The organism is Mesorhizobium sp. B3-1-7, from assembly GCF_006439385.1.
Lineage (GTDB): Bacteria > Pseudomonadota > Alphaproteobacteria > Rhizobiales > Rhizobiaceae > Mesorhizobium.
Genome location: NZ_VFTL01000027.1, coordinates 64,693 through 78,663 on the forward strand (window position 1 = coordinate 64,693; position 13,971 = coordinate 78,663).

The window sequence follows — 13,971 nt, forward strand, 5'->3', positions numbered from 1 at the left end:
GGCGCGAGAAGACCCCGTGCTTCGAATTGCGATGCCAGCGCAGCGCTTGCCGTCGCAAATAGCACGCAAAGATCAGCAACGGCGCCAGTTCGAATGGATTGCGCGGAGCGGCAAGATTTTCCCGTTCGGACCGGGAATTGCCAGCGCGATCGTTCCGCAGACGGCGAATACCAGCGCAGCAGCGAGCGCGGGTGGCGCGATGAAGCTCAGGAGCAAAAAAGTGATCGAAGAGTGGCCAGCTCTCGTGTTCAGCACTGAAGCGGCAAGCGGGGCCAAGACGGGCCACACCTTGTTGCCCATGCTCATCGCGGGGCTATCCCTGATCGTTCTCGGCGGCACGGTCCTGTTGATCGTTGTGTAGCAGAATAAGTCCGAGCGGGACCTGGCGGGTCTCTGCACTTTCGGCGAATTGTTTGCGCTTCGGCAAATAGACGGATTTCGACCGGGCTAAAACTTTGGCGCCGGGCCAAGGGTGTCGTTGCTCGGCGCTTTCCACAGCAGTCGGGATTTATGAATATGTCTGAATCGCAAGTCTCATCACAACCCCAGCTAGACGTGCGCGCCGTCCCGCCCGTCGAGCGCCACGCTCGGATTTTCGGGATTGCCCAGGCACTGGCTGGGGGCCAATCCTTCGTCATCGTGAACGATCACAACCCGCAGCCTCACCCGGCAGGGACCGCAGGAGGGCATCGACGACATGTCCGTCGTTGACCCAGAATTGCGGGTGTGCGGAGTAAATGGCTTAAGGGTGATTGACTCTTCGATCATGCCAGTGCTCATCAGCGGCAATACGAACGGCCCGACAATGATGATCGGTGAAAAAGGTGCCGATCTCATAAAAGGCATCCGCTCTGGTCGTTCGCAACCGCCAATGGCGGCGGTCGCATGAGCTGAGATGTCACCCGTCTAGAATCTGAACTTTCTAGTCAAATCGGCGTCTAGCCTCTGAATTTGTGAACGCAGACCGTCTCGTTTCGGCCTCAAGCGGGTAGCCGCTTCTTTATAGCATACACATCCGGCCTCCGACTTTTGCCCTAGGTATTCGGCGCGCGCCGGGATAGCATATGTGCTGGTTGGGGTGTGCGATGACAGAAGTCTCGATACGCCGAGCGGACTTCATGATGGTCCTCGCGTATGCGTCGGACCTCGCGACAGGCCATTCCCGCGACTTCGCGCTGAAATCTTGCGTGCTTGCAATGCGGATCGCGGACCTTGCGGGTGTTTCCGAGCAGGACCGGCGCAATGCCTACCACCAGTCGATGCTGCGCTATGTCGGCTGCAATGCGGATACGGCCCTCCTGGCGGCCACCTTCGGTGACGAAATCGCACTGCGCCAGGATCTTGTCGCTCTCGACATGGGCAACCGCGCGGAATTGGGCAGGGTCTTCGTGCAGGCATTCAAGCGGTTCTACTACGATCTCGAGCCTGACGCGCAGGCCAGGGCGATCGAGGCTGCGATGGCGCAGGCGCTGGCCGTGGCGCGCCCGGTGCTGACTGCGCATTGCGAGGTCGCTCAGCGTATCGGCGAGCGGCTTAGCCTGTCCGAGGACATCCGGCGCAACCTTGGCCAGATCTACGAACGCTGGGACGGCAAGGGCCTGCCGCGCGGGCTGAGCGGCGAGGATGTTCTGCCGGCCGTCCGCCTGATCACATTGGCGCAGGATGTTATTGCGCTCAGCGATGCTGTCGGTATCGACGCGATGGCCGAAACCGTTGCCAGTCGCGGCGATGGCCCATACGAAGCGGGTCTAGCCCGGCTCGTCTCGGCCAACGCGACCGCGCTGATGAAGGATATCGGCGCGACAGTCGATCGCGAGACGATTTTGGCGCTGGAGCCCGATCCGCCGGTGACGCTCGATGAGGCGGCTTGTGACGAGGCGTTCCTCGCCATCGCCGACATGATCGACATGCGCATGCCCTTTACGCAGGGCCATTCGCGAATGGTGTCGGAACTGGCCGCGGGTGCGGGCCAGCGGATCGGGTTGCCCACCGCCGATGTCCGCGACCTGCGCTGGTCGGGCTGCATCCATGACATCGGCGAACTCGTCGTGCCGGTGGCGACCTGGATGCGCAACGGCCCGCTGTCGGTGCGAGAGCGCGACGCGGCGCAGCTGCACGCTTATTACGGTGAGCGGGCGTTGGCTTCCTTCGGCCACGGCGGCGATGCGATGGGCGCGCTCGTGCTGCGCCATCACGAGCGCCTGGACGGTTCGGGATATCACCGCAAGGTCAGCGGCTCCGATCTGTCTCCGGCGGCCAGGATCCTGGCTGCCGCCGAGGCCTTTCAGACGTCGCGGGAGGAACGTCCGCACCGCAAGGCGCTGTCCAGCGAGGCGGCGGCGACGCAGTTGCGTGCGGCTGTTCGTGACGGCTGTATCTGCCCCGACGCCGCCGAGGCGGTGTTGTCCTTCGCCGGGCAGCAGTCCCGCCGGGCGGCGCCGCAGGCGCTAGCCGGCATGACGCGGCGCGAAATCGAGGTGCTGCGCCTGATCGCCGCCGGCCTTACGGCGAAGGAGACGGCTCGCAAGCTCGATATCTCGCCCAAGACCGCCGACCACCACATCCAGAGCGTCTACTCCAAGGTCGGCGTGGCCACCCGCGCCGGTGCCGCGCTCTATGCGGTCGAGCACGGCCTTGTCCGACCGGGCGAAATGCCGGCATAGGGAATCCACCCCATGTGCGCCCGCTCCGGCGCGCGCATCGTGAGCCTGTCGATGGACCAATGGTGGCCGCGACCGACAGGAGGAAATCAGATGCTTCTCGCAACGACCAAGGTGGCGGACGTCGACCACTTCATTCGGATCTTTTCGACCAAGGGCGCCGACAAGCGCCGGCTGCACGGCTCGAACGGCGCAACCGTGTTCCGTGACCCCAGCGAGCCCGACCGCGTCTGGGCGATCTTCGACTGGGACGCCGAGGGCTGGAAGAATTTCGTATCGGATCCGGAGGTGCCTGCGATCCTGCAGGAAGCCGGCCATGTGGGCAAGCCGCAGGCGGCATTGCTGCTCGGTCACTACGAGGCCTGACGTCCACGCTGCGCGCCGCCTGCTGGCTGGCGGCGGCGCGCCCGGCAATCCCAAAACTCGCAACACCCAGAATCGGAGAAATGACATGAATCCGAAACCCATCAAGATCGGCCTTATCGCCGAACTCACCGGCCCGTTGTCTTTCATGGGCGTCGCCAATGCGAACCTCACCACCATGCTCGTCGACGACATCAACGCCAAGGGCGGCCTCCTCGGCCGGCCGGTGGAGCTCGTCATTGAGGATGGCGAGACGAACGACGGCGCCGCCAAGGCAAGGACCGCAAAGCTGATCGACGTCGACAAGATCGATGTGGTCGTCGGCGGCATATACAGCTCGACCCGCTTGGCCATCAAAAGCGAGGCGGTCACCCGGGGCAGGACGCTTTACATCTATACCGAGCAGTATGAGGGACAGGAGAACGATCCCTTGATCTTCTGCACGGGCCCGGTGCCCGCGCAGCAGGTCGAGCCGCTGATCCCATGGCTCATGGAGTCCACGGGAGCCAGGAAATTCTACCTGCCATCGGCCGATTACATCTGGCCTCATTTGCTGAACAAGGCCGCGAGCCAGGTGGTGCGCGCCAATGGCGGCGAGATCGTCGGCGAGGAGTATTTTCCGCTGGACACTGTCGATTTCCGGCGGACGGTGCAGCAGATCATGGCGAGCGGCACCGACGTGGTTTTCAACACCATCGTCCCGCCGGGGCTGACACCGTTCCTCGAAGAACTGCACAAGGCCGGCTTCGGCAAACGCGGCGGCCGGATCGTCTGTACCTACTTCGATGAGAACTTCTTCAACCTGGTGCCGCCCGACCAGATCGAGGGCCTCTACAGCTGCCTCGACTATTACCAGGAACTCGACGAACCGTTCGGTCGCGCACTGTTGCGGCGCTACAGCGCGCGGTTCCCCGGTGGCGCTACCTTGACTGCGGGCAGCGGGTGCACTGGTCACTACCGGGCGATCAAGATGTGGGAGGCCGCCGTTCATGAGGCCGCCACCGTCGAGCGCGACGCGGTTATCCGGGCGCTCGATCACGCTCGGATCAGTGAGGGACCTGGGGGCCCGGCGGAGATGGTTCCCGGCCAGCATCATGTGCGGATGAACATGTACATCGCACAGGCACAGAGCGGTCGATTCAGGGTCGTGAAGAACCTGGGTCCGATCGATCCCAACCAGCGAATGCTTACCGAAGAATTCCAACTGAGCAACGTGAGGTGAGCTGCGCGGATCCCGATCACTGCTCTTCCAATAGGCGAGGGCGGCTAGATGGTGCCCTCGCCGTCCACCTTCTCGTAACGGCCAGCGACGACGTTGCGCCAAGATGGGGATCGCCAGCAGAGTGGTACCTTTCTGGATGAACCGGACCGTCTGTGCCCAAGCTGCATAGCGCCGGTGTTAGCCGGTGCAGGCCCTGTTCCTTTGCAAGATGTGAATTTTCTGTTTTAGCTATTGCCAATCTCGATCCGGCGCACTCTCGTCAAATCGTCACAATCAGCGGATGTCAGGGTCAGTGGTTACGTCTCCTCGCAACCAATTTTATCATAAATCAATAACCGTCCCGGTCTAACCGGGGCGGCTTTTTGCGTCCCGGGCATGCAGCGCCGAGAGCCGCCGGGCTAACGTAGCAGAGATAGCACCAGTGAAACCGACGCCCTGATTGAGCGTAGCGTCGTCTGGAACGCACCCACGTCAAAAAAGCTCAACGCGTCGTTCAACATCATGAATGCCGAAGGGTATAATGGGACCAGACAACGAGGAGAGCTCTATGAAAGTCGAAACGAAACTCAGAATTGAACGAGGCGACGTGTGCGTAGCCGACAAGCTGGACGAGGCATTCAACCTGGTTACCGGGCATGAGCTTCCGGAAGCGGACCAGAAGCCCTTTGGTCGGATAAGAGGCAATGACTTCGGGATGGAGGACGCTGAGCGCGCTGTTGCAATCGTCCATAGCCGAAGCGCCCAGATGCTGAAGCAGGCAGACACTGCCGATGTCTTTAAGGATCCGGCGCTTCAAGCTATCTGGGCCGAAGGGCAGCGAATGGCAGCGCGGCTTGCTGTGCGGAAGGCAGACGAGTTCATGTCCGCTCTCAGGGATGATGTCCGCGAAGCCACAGGTAGCAATGACTAACTGCGTTCTTTCAAAGGTGCTCGGTCCTCGCCTGACATCTTCGACCTGGTCGGGCGCAATTTACGACCCATCCTAAAGCTCGTCGGCCAGCTAATCTTGCCGAGCCTACAACGATCTCGGCAAATCTTGTCTGCATAGGCATCGCAAAGCGGCGAGAATCGGGTATGTCCGCGTTCCTTTCCAATGTCATCGCGACTCCAATCAGCCTTACCTGCATGCCTAGAACTTTGCATACCGCACTGCTCGCCCGTAAGATTTCTGACTTCTGCCGCCTCCGTCTCGACCCGGTGCTCCCTCCACAGGAAAGCGCCCAGGTAAAAGAGTATCTACTTAAGCTGATCGCCCGCTCCCGAATGCCTCCGTGTAAACCCCGCGGGTATGACTGGGGAGAAATCGCCACCCAATGCGGCCTCGACCACAACGCGATGCGGACTGCTAGAAACGTGATTGAGCACGCATTGGACGCAATTGTCCGCTATGCGAAAGAGACGCCGAGCCCGGCGATCGTTGGCGCGTCCCGCCCCGCCAACTCGGAACGTCCTCAGCATTGCCATCAACAGCAGAGGACAGCGAAGGCATCGACCGCAAGCAGGAACAGAGAGTTCGCGCCAACGAAGTGCGAAGGTTCGCCAAGCCGAAAGCAACCCGGTGTCAAACCCCGTGCGATCGAAAAATTCCCCAAACCTCTTTTCGACGAATTCCTTGACCCACCAACCTTTCAGGAAGCTCTGGAATTCCAAATGCGTCGCCATGGGGACAGCTACTGGCATCTTCATCGCGCGGTTCGCCATAGGAGGGTGCTTGCTCGGAGGGGCTGAAGATCCCGGTACCTTTCACCTCTTTGGCGGCCATTGGATAACTCCTCTTTAGGCAGCTTTCATTGACTGGTTGACTGTTTGAAAAAGCCCTCAGGCGGCCTTCTTCATTGTGGCAGTCTGCTCGATCACGCCCATCACGTCGCTCTCCTTCATGATGAGCAGGTCCTCACCGTTCAGCTTGATCTCGGTGCCGGACCATTTTCCAAACAGGATCCGGTCGCCGACCTTCACGTCGAGTTCGACCAGCTTGCCGCCGTCGTCACGAACGCCAGAGCCGACGGCGATGACTTCGCCTTCGCTCGGCTTTTCTTTGGCGGTATCGGGGATGATGATGCCACCCGCCGTTTTTTAGTCGGCTTCGATGCGGCGGACCAGGATACGGTCATGCAATGGACGGAACGCCATGTCGTTCTCCTTCAAGGACAAACAGGTTTTGAGGTTCCCCCGCACCGGACCGGCAATATCGGCCGGTGCGGGGCGACGCGACCCTCTCGGGCATCGCGCGCGCATATCGAGCTAGTTTTGGGATTTTCGGGTTTCAAGGGGCCGATGCAAAAAAATTAGCACTCGGCAAATGAGAGTGCCAACGGACTGTTATCGTGCAGCTATTTCGTTCGAACGGGAGACTTTGCAGCTTGAATTTTCGCGACTCGCAGACAAAATTATCGCTGCTGCTGCCCATGGGACGGCAGCCTGGAACACGAACGCCATTCGAGGAGTTTTTGCAGACGGAGGACATCGATGAACCACCAGACGTTTTCGCCGATAATTTCCTCTCTTGCCCCCGAAACATCCGACTATTCGCTCGATCGCCTGCTGGCGCCGGCCAGGCATTTCAAGCATCCTGACGAGGTCTTGAAGGACGAGACGCTCGATCGTCAGGAAAAGCGGGCGATTCTGTCGTCCTGGGCTTCGGATGCCTGCGCTGTGGAATCCATGCCAGCGCTGCGTCAGCCGCCGGGTACCGAGCGGCCGGTAACCTTGGACCAGATTATGGATGCCTTGTGCAAACTCGATGTCGAGGCTGCGACGCCATATCCGGCAACCGATCATCGGCACATGTTTGACCGACTGGACGCATGAAATCGTAAGGAGAAGCATATGGTCAACGCGGTCAGCAGGGAGTTCCGACTGCAGATGGTTGGCTACGGGCTGACCACCGCCGAGATCCATTACCATCTTCCCGATCACCCGAGCCTGCTGCAGCTCTACGTCTGGCAAGAATATGACCTGGCGCCGGAGTTTCCGGAGCTGCAAGAATTCCTGGGCTATTGGGAGCGTGAACTGGTGGGCGCGCTGCATTCCATGCGAGTCGCCTCATCCAACCTTCGGAATTGCGCACCGTCGACGGGATCATTGCCATCCACTGAGCGTGGCGTCAGATCGCAAGCCTCCGGTCGTCCTCATCGGACGGCATTTGCGGAGCGCGGAATGGCCATCTGCCGGTATCAGGCCGGCCCGTTTCGCCGCTTTCTTGAAAGCGTTGTAAGCCTCACGGCCGCTGCGCCAGCCATCCAGCGCGTCGCGGCAGGCCCGCTCTGCGGCGCGCCAGCTGCGTCCCTGCGCCCATTCAGGCCATTGCTGATCCAGGCATTCCAATGCCTCGAAGCTGCTGGCGACCTTGCGCGAAGTGGCGGGAAATTCGAGCTTGACCGGTTCGGGAAACCGAACGTCGTTCATCACTTCCTCCGTTTGTTGTTCCAGTCTTTTTGCGAGCAAGCAATCGGGCGGCGCCATCGGCGAACGCCCCTTGTCGAGATGGTTGGCCGCCCATGCCGTGTCAAGGTTGCCGCATGGCCGGCGTCAAAACCGTTGAACCTCCCCATCGGCAGCCGGCAGCCCGATCGGCCCGGCGATGCCTTCGGGCGCCATGATGATTGCCGCTCTGCCTCTTGACGCGGTGGAATTGAATTCCCAGATCGATTTTGCTGGCGCCTGAAAGGGCCAGCGAAGGTCAAGGAGCGCCGCATCCTTGGCGCTCCTCGTATCTATATTGCTCAATGGAGGATGTAGCTATGAGAACGACATTCGACTTTACCCCTCTGTTCAGGTCGAGCATCGGTTTCGACCGCATGCTGAACGCGCTCGAGGCTGCGAGCAGAGGCGAGCCGATCGACAACTGGCCGCCCTATGACATCGCCAAGACCGATGAGGACGACTACCGCATCACCATGGCGGTCGCCGGATTCAGCCAAGACGAACTGACCGTCACGCAGGAGCAGAACATGCTCATGGTGTCTGGCCAGAAGGTCGGCGAGGACAACAGCCATTACCTGCATCGCGGCATTGCCGGCCGAGCCTTCCAACGCCGTTTTGAACTGGCCGATCACGTCAAGGTTGGCGGCGCCGGTCTCGTCAATGGTTTGCTGACGATCGATCTCAAGCGCGAGATTCCCGAAGAGATGAAGCCGCGCAGGATCGAAATCGCATCCGACAAGACGATGCCGAAGGTCGCGGCGAACCGGAAGATCGAAGCTGAGAGGCAGGTCGCCTGAGAGCTCGCTGATGGTCTGGCGCGCGCGGCATCGGGCCTCGCCCGGTGCCGTCGCGAAACGATTGGTCAAATCCAATCAACAGAAAGGAGAACAACAATGAGTGTACGTGATCTGATCCCTTGGAGACGGGAAAATAGCCGGCTTCCGAGCTTGTTTCGCGATGACGAGCGCGACCCCTTTCTCTCGTTGCATCGCGAGGTGAACCGCCTGTTCGACGACGCTTTCCGCGGCTTCGGCCCTGCGCTACCGGCCTTCGGTACGCTATCTTCATTCGGCAGCGGCTGGCCGAGCGTCGAGATTTCCGACGGCGAGAAGGAGATCAAGGTGACGGCCGAGGTTCCCGGTCTGGAGGAAAGGGACATCGAAGTGCTGCTCGATGACAGCGTGCTGACGCTGAAGGGCGAGAAGCGCTCCGAAACGGAGGACAGGGACCGGCAGTTCTCGGAGCGCTACTACGGCCGCTTCGAGCGGCGCATCCCCCTCGGTTACGAAGTCGAGGAGGGCGAGGTCGACGCCCGCTTCAAAAACGGTGTGTTGACGGTGAGGCTGCCGAAGACCGCGAAAGCGCAATCACAGGCAAAGCGCATCGAAATCAAGAGCTGACATGTGGCGCGGAAGGTCGCCGACAGGCCGGGCCTCCCGCGCCACACCTGCTCTACCAGGAAGAGAAATGCCTCTCAGCGACGAGCCGCATTCCGGCAAAGCCCGAACGAAACACGCGGGCGCCGTCGAGAACGATCGAGGCTGCCGCTAAAGAGGAACGCATGCTGCTCGATTGAGCGCGGCCTAATGGCCCGGCTCAGATATCGGTATGATGCCAGCGGCCAAGCTCTCCTCTTCGAGAGTATCTGTGACATCACCGACGCTGGCCCCCGCGTTGGAGTGAGTCCTCGCCAGTTCTTCTGCCTTGGATTTCACATCAAAGGAAGCTCGCCGCCGCTTTTTTGCTGCTGCTACCGCATCCGCAATCTCGACTGCCAGGGTGAGTGCCGGCATTAGACTTCTCCCGGATGCCCAGCCTCTACTCCCAAACATTGCAGACGTTCGGCCAACCCGACAGCTGTGCCGGCGACAGCGTCACCGAGCCGCCAGGCTCGGCCACATGAACTGTCCGTGGTTCATGCGCTTGGTGAACAGACAAAGACCGGTGACATCCCAGAACAGGATCTTCAGCAGCCAGGCATTCTTGCCGCGGAACACGAACAGATGCCTCGAGAACGGCTCCTTCTTCAGATGTTCCTGGATCAGCGTCGCGAGCCCATCGAGCCTTTGCGCATGTCGGTGTGACCCAAAGCCAGATGCACTTTCACGCCGGCCGGAACGACGATCATAACGCCTTCTCCGTGGCCGCCAGCTGCCGCTTCACCGCGGCCGCAGTGCTGCCAGTCGGCGCAAACACGCGCCGCCCATCATAAAGACCCCGCTGCCAAGGCGCTAGGTGCCAAGGGCGGAAAGAAGCGCGCCGAGAACATGACGCCAGAGCGGCGCCGAGATCGTTAAGAAGGCAGCAGCGAAACACTGGGGAAAATAGCAAGCACGTTCACTTTTGTGGTCGATGGAAGACCTTTGCGAGAAAATGGACGCCGTTGCGCCGAAGCCGGGCACGCGGTCCATATAAGAAGCGCGCTGCGGACAACTCCTAACAACCGCAGGTCGATTAGATGACGCTACGGAAGAACGATTGCAGGACGTCCAGGGAACGAAAAGCCCGCCGCTACCCAGTCGAGCGGCGGGCTTCCTGCGATTTCGTAAGCGGCTACACCCCTGAAAGGAGCGACCGCTTCCCCGGTTAATGCGGCGACCGCGCAACGGTCCCGACAATTTTAACCAACGTCAAAATTTCAAACTGAGACACTACCCGAAGTTTTGAGGGTCTTCCTCGCTGTCGCGCGCAATAAATCGATCAGCGGCGCGGCAAAACGGATCGACGTGCAGCATTCGACGGTCTCGCGCCGCATCAAGGCGCTGGAACAGCAGCTCGGCACGCGCCTGATCGAGCGCAAGGCGTCGGGCTACGAGCTCACCAGCGCGGGCGAGGAGCTGAAGCTCGCTGCCGTCAAAATGGAAGTCGAGGTGCTGGAGGTCGAAGGCGCGCTCGGCGGCGAAGAAGATCGTCCAACAGGCGTACTCCGCGTCGCTGCGATCAACAACATGGCCTCGTCGGTGCTGATGCCGATATTCGCGCGCTTCAGCGCAAAATATCCAGAAATCGAGCTGCACGTGCAGGTCTCGAACAAGTATGTCAGCCTGGCCGAGCGTCAGGCCGATGTTGCGATCCGCCAGACCAACACGCCGCAAGAGACACTGGTCGGCACGTTGCTCGGCAAGGTTGCCTCTGCCGTCTATGGCGAGCGCAACTATGTAGTCTCATTGCGCTCCGGCGCGACGCGGAAATGGCTGGGCGTGGAATGCTGCGCCTTCCACCAGTCGTTGACAAATGCCGCGTGCCCCAACCGCGACTACAGCTTTTTTGTCGACGATACTTTGTTGACTCTCGCGGCGCTGCGCGAGGGAATGGGCCTCGCCTATCTGCCGTGCTTCATGGGCGACAATGACGCCCGACTGCTCCGTTATCTCGCCCCGGAGCCGCATCATGATGTCGGCCTCTGGCTGCTCTACCATCCCAATCTCCGACGCACCAAGCGTGTGCGACTGTTTCGCGAACACATGCTGGCGGAAATGGTGAGCCAGCGGGAGCTGTTCGACGGTTTGAAGCCGCGACGTGACGGCCGGAACAATCTCGGCACGATGTCGTCGCCGCAGCCGAAACGCCACGGACGACAGGGTGCGGCCAGCGTGAAATAGAGTTGGCCTCCGTTGCCGTTGCGGCGCAACATGTCGCCTTCCGGCCCTAGGCGGCGGTTTTTGAATGTCCGTTCTTCCTGCGCTCCTGAGGCAGTTGGCACGTCAATACGACGCACTTGCGTACCTGCTAAAATAATGAAATACGGCCCGCGAGGGGATGATGGCAGGGAATTGGGTGGCATGTATTTTCCTCAGTTTCTCACGGGAATGGTGGTGACGTCGGGCGCCTTAGCGGCGCGGGCATATGGCGCGACAGGCTCCCTCTGGATCGCGGCCGTCTGGGCCACTCTCACTTTGGTGCTTCTGCAAGTCGGATATTTTGTGCTTGTGCTCGGGATCGTTTATGGGTCGCGAGATAGCGATCGAGCGTCGGATGCAGGTTCTAGCCAGACAGCAAGTCGCGTAGCGCGATAGAGTCCGCGCGGGACTGCAGAACAATTCGCTTCTTACCCCCTGTCTCCCGAAGCCTAATGCCGTGGGGGTACCGCCATGAAGACTTTGGCCGGCTTGGACTCCGGCGGGCAGGCTTTCGAAGGTCCGCTTCGCATTGTCGCTCCAAATCCTGACTGGCAGAAGACGGCCCCAAAGCGGTCGGCAAATTTTCTACAACTCGCAATCCACTGGAGTTCTTGGAAGCTTTTCGAACTTTCTGGGTCGCGCCTCAGCCCGAATTGCGGGGCTTATGGACAAAGGGGGATACTGAATTCGATTTTTAGGCATCGACTTCCTGGCGCGTTTGCCTCCTCATGGTACGCGTCAGCAGGTATCCAAATGTGAGCGGCAGCTTTGCGCCTCAATTCCGGCTACTGGGATCGCAAATGCCATTTTCCCGGAGCAGTCACAAGCAGGTTGTCTGACGGCCCGAACGGCCACCAGCTCACAGGGCCATGATGGGTTCAGGCAACCCTGCGATATCGACCCGCCGCATGAATACCGCGCCTCCGACGTCGTTCGCCTTGGTCGCCTCGGTCGTGCTGCCGTCCCAGCCGGTCGTCACGTACAATGTCTTGAGTTCTGGTCCTGCAAAACACAGGCTGGTCACGAATGTGGCAGGCAGATAGAGCGACCGTCGAAGCGTGCCTTTTGGGTCGATACAGACAACCTTGCTGCCGCCATAAAGTGCGCACCACACATTGCCCGCACTATCAACGGCAAGGCCGTCAGGCATTCCATCATTGTTGGCAAAGGTGAAGAACACGCGACGACCCGAGATCGATCCGTCATTGCCGAGATTGTAAGACAAGATGCGGCGGCCCACGGTATCGCTGAAATAGAGCTTGCGGTTGTCGGGCGAGAAAGCCGGGCCATTGCAGATCACGAAGCCCCGGTCGCCGACCACCCAGCCTGTGCCGGGGACCATGCGATAGAAGAGCGCGTTTGGCTCCCGCTCCGACACATCATAGGTTCCCACCCAATAGCGCCCGGCACGGTCGACCTTGGCGTCATTGTAGACGAGGTTCATTTGTCCTTGCTTGGGATTTGCGAAAACCCGGGTTTTCCCAGTGGCTGTGTCGAGAAGGTGCAGCCCATGATCCACCGCGAGAAGCAGGCCCTTTTCGGTAAGGACGAGCGACCCGATAGTCTCGGCGAAATCCATTTTCCAGCTGTCGCGGGCGCCACTGCCTTGTCGTTGCCGGTGCACGGTTGGGCCATAGAAGTCTATCCAATAGAGTGCCTGCTCTGCCGGGTGCCACAGGATGCTCTCGCCCAGCCGATCGCGTGTTGGGGCGAAGATTTTCCATTCCGCGATGTCTGCTGGCATGTTTCCGATCCTTGCCGGTTTGGGGCGCATCACTGAGCATCCGAACGCGACGGCGGCCCGTGTTGCGTCGGCCTCTCAGAAGCCCCGTGAAAGTCGAACCTCGAGGCTCAGCTGCCAATGTGGAAAGTCTCCGTGTGGCCGTCGACCGCTATTGCCTGACCCGTCACCATTTTCGCGGCCGGCGAAGCCAGGAACACGCACATGTCGGCGATTTCCTCCGGATTCACGAAGCGCTTGATCGACTGGGATTGGACATATTCCTTCTGGAGGACATCGATTGCGACCCCGCGGCTCTCCGCCTCGGCCTTGATAACTTGCTGCATGCGGGCGCCATCGACGGATCCAGGGCAAATCGCGTTGGCGCGCACACCGTATGGCCCGAGTTCGACAGCCAGAGATTTCGTGAGCCCGATCACTGCCCATTTGGCGGCGGCATAAGGCGTCCTCAACCCATAGCCGTACAGACCGGCCGTTGAAGAGATGTTGATGATGCTGCCGGAGGACTGGCTCTTCATCAGAGGCGCGGCGCGCCTGGCACACAGGAATTGCGCGTCAAGGCACACACTGAGACAGTCACGCCAGTCGTTCAGTTTGAGCTCCTCGACATAGCCGGTAGGACCCTTGGTGCCGGCGTTGTTGATGAGGACATCAAGACCGCCGAGATCACGGAGTGCGTCATCAAACCAGGCGTTGATGGCCTTCTCGTCGCTCAAATCCACTTTCTTACCCGAGACCTGCGGATGGGTCTTTGTCACATTGTGCAATGCCCGCTCATCGACATCACAGACATGGACCTTGGCGCCACTGTCAGCGAAGGCCTGGGCGATAGCCCACCCGATGCCCGAACCTCCCGCAGTGATCATCACGCGTTGGACCATTTTATCCTCCTTGTTGTCCCGGATATGACGCGGCGCCGCTGCGCGCGTCATTTACGCT

15 protein-coding genes and 3 pseudogenes are annotated in these 13,971 nt (G+C 60.4%); 11 read left to right on the forward strand and 7 right to left on the reverse strand.

What is annotated here, in order from left to right; all coding sequences use genetic code 11:
• Nucleotides 1-16: 16 nt before the first annotated feature.
• The 6 genes and pseudogenes from FJ417_RS21955 (at nt 17) to FJ417_RS21985 (ending at nt 5,155) form a co-directional block, all read left to right on the forward strand.
• Nucleotides 17-361 (forward strand): hypothetical protein, encoded by a 345-nt coding sequence (locus FJ417_RS21955; RefSeq protein ID WP_140784889.1) that lies wholly within the window; start codon nt 17-19, stop codon nt 359-361.
• 302 nt (nt 362-663) lie between these two features.
• A pseudogene (locus tag FJ417_RS21965) lies at nt 664-889 on the forward strand (GMC oxidoreductase); the annotation flags it as partial.
• Between the two features lie 229 nt (nt 890-1,118).
• A complete protein-coding gene (locus FJ417_RS21970) occupies nt 1,119-2,663 on the forward strand; it encodes an HD domain-containing phosphohydrolase (protein WP_246687512.1) in 1,545 nt (514 codons plus the stop codon).
• Between the two features lie 90 nt (nt 2,664-2,753).
• The gene (locus tag FJ417_RS21975) at nt 2,754-3,026 is read left to right on the forward strand and encodes a hypothetical protein (protein WP_027024197.1); all 273 of its coding nucleotides are present in this window, start codon (nt 2,754-2,756) and stop codon (nt 3,024-3,026) included.
• An 85-nt stretch (nt 3,027-3,111) separates the two neighbouring features.
• Complete coding sequence (locus FJ417_RS21980) at nt 3,112-4,245, forward strand: substrate-binding protein (protein WP_140708180.1); 1,134 nt, start codon at nt 3,112-3,114, stop codon at nt 4,243-4,245.
• Nucleotides 4,246-4,792: 547 nt separating this feature from the next.
• Complete coding sequence (locus FJ417_RS21985) at nt 4,793-5,155, forward strand: hypothetical protein (protein ID WP_140784893.1); 363 nt, start codon at nt 4,793-4,795, stop codon at nt 5,153-5,155.
• 651 nt (nt 5,156-5,806) lie between these two features.
• Here FJ417_RS21985 and FJ417_RS21990 read toward each other — a convergent pair.
• Together FJ417_RS21990 and FJ417_RS21995 are read right to left on the reverse strand one after the other, a co-directional pair.
• On the reverse strand, nt 5,807-6,007 hold the full coding sequence (locus FJ417_RS21990) for a hypothetical protein (protein WP_140784894.1): 201 nt from the start codon (nt 6,005-6,007) through the stop codon (nt 5,807-5,809).
• A 56-nt stretch (nt 6,008-6,063) separates the two neighbouring features.
• Nucleotides 6,064-6,378: pseudogene (locus tag FJ417_RS21995) on the reverse strand (co-chaperone GroES).
• 336 nt (nt 6,379-6,714) lie between these two features.
• Here FJ417_RS21995 and FJ417_RS22000 point away from each other — a divergent pair.
• Nucleotides 6,715-7,056 carry a hypothetical protein gene (locus tag FJ417_RS22000; protein ID WP_140645541.1) on the forward strand — a complete coding sequence of 114 codons (342 nt, stop codon included), beginning with the start codon at nt 6,715-6,717 and terminating at the stop codon, nt 7,054-7,056.
• Between the two features lie 18 nt (nt 7,057-7,074).
• A pseudogene (locus FJ417_RS22005) lies at nt 7,075-7,343 on the forward strand (protein usg).
• On the opposite strand, the gene FJ417_RS22010 reads toward FJ417_RS22005, so the two are convergent.
• Nucleotides 7,327-7,710 carry a DUF982 domain-containing protein gene (locus tag FJ417_RS22010; RefSeq protein WP_348639948.1) on the reverse strand — a complete coding sequence of 128 codons (384 nt, stop codon included), beginning with the start codon at nt 7,708-7,710 and terminating at the stop codon, nt 7,327-7,329. The pseudogene FJ417_RS22005 and the gene FJ417_RS22010 overlap by 17 nt on opposite strands.
• Nucleotides 7,711-7,988: 278 nt before the next feature.
• Here FJ417_RS22010 and FJ417_RS22015 point away from each other — a divergent pair, with 278 nt between their 5' ends.
• Together FJ417_RS22015 and FJ417_RS22020 are read left to right on the forward strand one after the other, a co-directional pair.
• Nucleotides 7,989-8,468: an Hsp20 family protein gene (locus tag FJ417_RS22015; RefSeq protein ID WP_140784895.1), complete on the forward strand. Its 480-nt coding sequence runs from the start codon at nt 7,989-7,991 to the stop codon at nt 8,466-8,468.
• Between the two features lie 96 nt (nt 8,469-8,564).
• Nucleotides 8,565-9,071 (forward strand): Hsp20/alpha crystallin family protein, encoded by a 507-nt coding sequence (locus FJ417_RS22020; protein ID WP_140645537.1) that lies wholly within the window; start codon nt 8,565-8,567, stop codon nt 9,069-9,071.
• 183 nt (nt 9,072-9,254) lie between these two features.
• Here FJ417_RS22020 and FJ417_RS22025 read toward each other — a convergent pair whose 3' ends face one another.
• Both FJ417_RS22025 and tnpB read right to left on the reverse strand, forming a co-directional pair.
• On the reverse strand, nt 9,255-9,464 hold the full coding sequence (locus FJ417_RS22025) for a hypothetical protein (protein WP_140708171.1): 210 nt from the start codon (nt 9,462-9,464) through the stop codon (nt 9,255-9,257).
• 81 nt (nt 9,465-9,545) lie between these two features.
• Nucleotides 9,546-9,716 (reverse strand): IS66 family insertion sequence element accessory protein TnpB, encoded by a 171-nt coding sequence (tnpB, locus tag FJ417_RS33615; RefSeq protein ID WP_319023014.1) that lies wholly within the window; start codon nt 9,714-9,716, stop codon nt 9,546-9,548.
• Between the two features lie 618 nt (nt 9,717-10,334).
• Here tnpB and FJ417_RS22040 point away from each other — a divergent pair.
• Nucleotides 10,335-11,273, forward strand: a complete 939-nt coding sequence (locus FJ417_RS22040; RefSeq protein WP_140784896.1) for a LysR family transcriptional regulator — start codon at nt 10,335-10,337, stop codon at nt 11,271-11,273.
• 877 nt (nt 11,274-12,150) lie between these two features.
• Here the strand turns inward: FJ417_RS22040 and FJ417_RS22050 are convergent.
• Nucleotides 12,151-13,035 carry an SMP-30/gluconolactonase/LRE family protein gene (locus FJ417_RS22050; RefSeq protein WP_181183273.1) on the reverse strand — a complete coding sequence of 295 codons (885 nt, stop codon included), beginning with the start codon at nt 13,033-13,035 and terminating at the stop codon, nt 12,151-12,153.
• A 107-nt stretch (nt 13,036-13,142) separates the two neighbouring features.
• Nucleotides 13,143-13,964 carry an SDR family oxidoreductase gene (locus tag FJ417_RS22055; protein WP_246682882.1) on the reverse strand — a complete coding sequence of 274 codons (822 nt, stop codon included), beginning with the start codon at nt 13,962-13,964 and terminating at the stop codon, nt 13,143-13,145.
• Nucleotides 13,965-13,971: the final 7 nt, after the last annotated feature.

What these genes read in the sequence shown, in the direction of transcription:
- FJ417_RS21970 (WP_246687512.1), top strand. Translation starts at nt 1,119, where the DNA reads ATGATGGTCCTCGCGTATGCGTCGGACCTCGCGACAGGCCATTCCCGC.
- FJ417_RS21975 (WP_027024197.1), top strand. Translation starts at nt 2,754, where the DNA reads ATGCTTCTCGCAACGACCAAGGTGGCGGACGTCGACCACTTCATTCGG.
- FJ417_RS21980 (WP_140708180.1), top strand. Translation starts at nt 3,112, where the DNA reads ATGAATCCGAAACCCATCAAGATCGGCCTTATCGCCGAACTCACCGGC.
- FJ417_RS21985 (WP_140784893.1), top strand. Translation starts at nt 4,793, where the DNA reads ATGAAAGTCGAAACGAAACTCAGAATTGAACGAGGCGACGTGTGCGTA.
- FJ417_RS21990 (WP_140784894.1), bottom strand. Translation starts at nt 6,007, where the DNA reads ATGGCCGCCAAAGAGGTGAAAGGTACCGGGATCTTCAGCCCCTCCGAG.
- FJ417_RS22000 (WP_140645541.1), top strand. Translation starts at nt 6,715, where the DNA reads ATGAACCACCAGACGTTTTCGCCGATAATTTCCTCTCTTGCCCCCGAA.
- FJ417_RS22010 (WP_348639948.1), bottom strand. Translation starts at nt 7,710, where the DNA reads ATGGCGCCGCCCGATTGCTTGCTCGCAAAAAGACTGGAACAACAAACG.
- FJ417_RS22015 (WP_140784895.1), top strand. Translation starts at nt 7,989, where the DNA reads ATGAGAACGACATTCGACTTTACCCCTCTGTTCAGGTCGAGCATCGGT.
- FJ417_RS22020 (WP_140645537.1), top strand. Translation starts at nt 8,565, where the DNA reads ATGAGTGTACGTGATCTGATCCCTTGGAGACGGGAAAATAGCCGGCTT.
- FJ417_RS22025 (WP_140708171.1), bottom strand. Translation starts at nt 9,464, where the DNA reads ATGCCGGCACTCACCCTGGCAGTCGAGATTGCGGATGCGGTAGCAGCA.
- FJ417_RS22050 (WP_181183273.1), bottom strand. Translation starts at nt 13,035, where the DNA reads ATGCCAGCAGACATCGCGGAATGGAAAATCTTCGCCCCAACACGCGAT.
- FJ417_RS22055 (WP_246682882.1), bottom strand. Translation starts at nt 13,964, where the DNA reads ATGACGCGCGCAGCGGCGCCGCGTCATATCCGGGACAACAAGGAGGAT.